The sequence below is a fragment of the uncultured Senegalimassilia sp. genome (assembly GCF_934632265.1).
Classification (GTDB): domain Bacteria; phylum Actinomycetota; class Coriobacteriia; order Coriobacteriales; family Eggerthellaceae; genus Senegalimassilia.
Genome location: NZ_CAKTYH010000184.1, coordinates 1 through 2404, shown reverse-complemented (window position 1 = coordinate 2404; position 2404 = coordinate 1). Strand labels below are relative to the sequence as shown.

Below are 2404 nucleotides of genomic sequence, written 5' to 3'. Positions count from 1 at the left end.
ATCTTGGACGAAGCGCAAAACACCACGCCCGAGCAGATGAAGATGTTCCTCACGCGCCTTGGATTCGGTTCGAAGATGGTCATCACCGGCGATATCACCCAGCTCGACCTGCCGCGCGGCGTTTCGGGCTTGAAGGGCATCGAGGATATCCTCGGCAGCATCGAAGGCGTATCGTTTTGCAGGTTCTCGGGTAAAGATGTGGTCCGTCATTCGCTGGTGGCGGCCATCGTTTCGGCGTACGACCGCGCACAGGCCGACGCCATGCAGAAGAAGGGCAGCAATGGACGTTCAAATCAACTATGATCACCGCGGCGACGAGCTGAAGGACATGCCGCTTATCGAGCTTGCGCAGTTCGTGCTCGAGCATCAGGAAAAGCCCCAGAACACCGAGGTGTCCTTGAGTTTTGTCACCGACGAAGAGATCGCCCGTCTCAACGAGCAGTATCGCGGCAAGCAGGGTCCCACCGATGTCTTGTCCTTCGAATGCGACGGCGTCGAGGACGAGCTTTCCGATATGGTCCCCGCAGGTTTCGGCGATGTGTACGAGCTCGGCGATGTGGTCATCGCGCCGGATGTGGCCGAGCGCCAAACCCACGAGTTCTGCACCACCTTCGAGCAGGAGATTAGCCTGCTGTTCGTGCACGGCCTGCTGCATCTGTGCGGTTACGATCACATCATCGAGGAAGACGCCAAGGTCATGGAGGCCCTTGAGGACGAGATCTTGGCCGCCTGGAATGCGCGTTAGCGGCCATGGGAGCATCACCTTCTGACGACAATGCCTTCGTGCGCTCTGCTGAAACGAAGTGCGGAGGGCAGCGTTACAAGCTGACATCTGCGTTCGCCAATGCCGGACGGGGGCTGTTCGAAGCAGTTCGCACGGAACGCAACCTGCGCATCGACGCATGCATGGCCCTGGTGGCCGTTGCGTTCGGCTTCGCGCTGCACATCGATATGTCATCGTGGCTTGCCGTTGTCATATGCATCGGCATGATGTTCGCACTTGAAACGGTCAACACGGCCATCGAGGCCGTGGTCGATCTTGCCAGCCCCGGCTATCACGAATTGGCACGAAAGGCAAAGGACTGCGCGGCGGGCGCCGCGCTTGCAGGGGCTTTCGCTTCCCTTATCGTCGGCTGCATCGTCTTCATCCCGCCCTTTGTGGCGCTTATAGCATAGTAAACCACTGTTAAAACCTAGGAGTTTCATGGACCTCGACGCATACTTCGGACATGCCGCGCCCCCTTCGGGCGAGGGCTTCAAATCCGGCTTCGTCACGCTTATCGGCCGTCCCAACGCCGGAAAGTCAACATTGCTCAATACCATTATGGGCAAGAAGATCGCCATCACCTCCAATACCGCCCAAACCACGCGTCATCGTTTCCGCGCGGTCTACACCCGCGACGACATGCAGATGATCATCGTGGACACCCCTGGCTTGCACAAGCCCCACGATGCGCTGGGCGAGGAGCTGAACACGTCGGCGCTCAAGGCGCTTGAAGACGTCGACGTCATCGCCATGCTCATCGACGCCAGCAAGCCCGTCGGCCGCGGCGACGAGTGGGTGGCCGCCCAACTTGACGGCCCGCACTGCAAGCATGCGAAGAAGATCTGCGTTCTGTCCAAGGGCGACTTGGTCACCACCGAGCAGATGCACGAGCAGGCCGAGGCCGCTAAGAAGCTGGCGAACTGGGACGCCATGGTGGGGCTTTCCTCTGAATCCGGCTATAACGTGGATGCCTTCATCGAAGAGGTCCAGTGCTTCCTGCCCGAGGGCCCGGCATGGTTCCCGGCCGACATGGAAACCGATCAGCCGATCGAGGTCATCGTCGCCGAGTTCATCCGCGAGAAGATCCTCCGAACGTTTCGCGACGAAGTTCCTCATTCCATCGGCGTCACCATCGAGCATATGGAGTATGAAAAGAAGAAGGACCTCAACCGCATCCTGGCCCGCATCTACGTTGAGCGCGATTCCCAGAAGGGCATCATCATCGGCAAGGGCGGAAGCGCCATCAAGCGCATCGGGCAGGAAGCCCGCGAAGACCTTGAGCAGCTGCTCGGCACGCGCGTGTACCTTGACCTTATGGTGAAGGTCAAGAAAAACTGGCGTCGCGACGCCACGCAGATCCGCCGATTCGGGTACGGCGAGGGTTTGTAGCAGGTTGCGTTCAGTCTTGTAAGATATTTTGCGATTGAGGTGCCAAGCGGCACCTCAATCTTGTTTTTCGGTACAATTTACGGGAAACCATACTGTAAGCACGCGCAAGGGAGTTTCAAGCATGATCTGTCCTTCTTGCCACACGGAAAATCGCGATGGCGCGAAGTTCTGCGACGAGTGCGGGGCCAAGCTGCCTCGTGCCGCCTTCGAGCAGACCGAAGGCGCGGAACCTACCCAAGCGTTGAACAT

The 2404-nt window shown here is 58.9% G+C and carries 5 protein-coding genes; all 5 read left to right on the top strand.

The features are described 5' to 3' along the window. A partial coding sequence (locus tag Q0H50_RS09265; protein WP_294421674.1) for a PhoH family protein occupies positions 1 to 303 on the top strand: 303 nt, incomplete at its 5' end. Continuing rightward, positions 281 to 745 (top strand): rRNA maturation RNase YbeY, encoded by a 465-nt coding sequence (gene ybeY, locus Q0H50_RS09260; RefSeq protein ID WP_294421673.1) that lies wholly within the window; start codon positions 281 to 283, stop codon positions 743 to 745. The genes Q0H50_RS09265 and ybeY, both read left to right, overlap by 23 nt. Positions 746 to 750: 5 nt before the next feature. After that, positions 751 to 1176 (top strand): diacylglycerol kinase family protein, encoded by a 426-nt coding sequence (locus tag Q0H50_RS09255; RefSeq protein ID WP_294421672.1) that lies wholly within the window; start codon positions 751 to 753, stop codon positions 1174 to 1176. 28 nt (positions 1177 to 1204) lie between these two features. Next, positions 1205 to 2155, top strand: a complete 951-nt coding sequence (era, locus tag Q0H50_RS09250; protein ID WP_114620788.1) for a GTPase Era — start codon at positions 1205 to 1207, stop codon at positions 2153 to 2155. A gap of 121 nt (positions 2156 to 2276) precedes the next feature. After that, positions 2277 to 2404, top strand: a 128-nt coding sequence (locus Q0H50_RS09600; RefSeq protein ID WP_366936655.1) for a zinc-ribbon domain-containing protein, incomplete at its 3' end; no start/stop codon positions are given.

Bases quoted from the DNA above. Each gene is read 5' to 3' on its own strand.
- ybeY (WP_294421673.1), top strand. From the start codon at position 281: ATGGACGTTCAAATCAACTATGATCACCGCGGCGACGAGCTGAAGGAC.
- Q0H50_RS09255 (WP_294421672.1), top strand. From the start codon at position 751: ATGGGAGCATCACCTTCTGACGACAATGCCTTCGTGCGCTCTGCTGAA.
- era (WP_114620788.1), top strand. From the start codon at position 1,205: ATGGACCTCGACGCATACTTCGGACATGCCGCGCCCCCTTCGGGCGAG.